This is a genomic window from Paenibacillus forsythiae T98 (assembly GCF_000520735.1).
In the GTDB taxonomy this organism is placed as follows: domain Bacteria; phylum Bacillota; class Bacilli; order Paenibacillales; family Paenibacillaceae; genus Paenibacillus_AQ; species Paenibacillus_AQ forsythiae.
On record NZ_ASSC01000425.1, the window covers coordinates 1 to 635 of the forward strand.

The 635-nt window shown below is 43.8% G+C and carries 1 protein-coding gene; it reads left to right on the forward strand.

Annotated features, from left to right (window positions below; genetic code table 11):
* Nucleotides 1–543: hypothetical protein (locus L692_RS31835; RefSeq protein WP_232238788.1), on the forward strand; the 543-nt coding region annotated here is incomplete at its 5' end.
* Nucleotides 544–635 lie beyond the last annotated feature (92 nt).

A 635-nucleotide genomic window follows, 5' to 3' on the forward strand; every position in this document is an offset into this window, starting at 1 on the left:
AGTGGGGGATTAAGAATGAAGAAAAAAGGAGCTTTTTTTGCAGTTTTATTTTTAGCTCTTGCAACAATGGCGGCGAATGTTTGGGCCTTGCCAAATGAAACTCATAAGAATGAATCTACCCCTAAGTCTAGCGTCTACAAGTCTATAGATAACGCTTCTCCAGGAGCGGTCATAACCCCTCAGGTAGTCGGCAATTCTTTTCACTATACTGCAGGTGGAAGCACATCGGTGCCAAATTCCTTTGTCGTACCTACGGGATATGGTCATCTTAAACTTTATATGGTAAACCACGCCAGTTCACCAGTCTCTGTTTCTTTAACGCACATAGATAGTGGGAAAGTATACTTCACTGAATCGATTGCCGCTAACGCTGCTCTTGACTGGAGAAGTCCTTCAGAAGGTTATCCAAAAGGGATGCGTGGAGGAAATTATGTCCTCCAGTGGAGAAGCAGCGATGTTAACGTTAATGGAGAAGTATGGGGAATATGTGGATCGAGAATATTGCTGAGGAGTCCCCGTAAATCGGGGGCTTTTCATGCTTAGAAGTCCCTCGCTGGGTAGGCATGCCGTTTTAACATTCCTAAGGGTTTGGGAATTTGATTATAAATACCTGCATAATATGAGAAAGTGGGGGA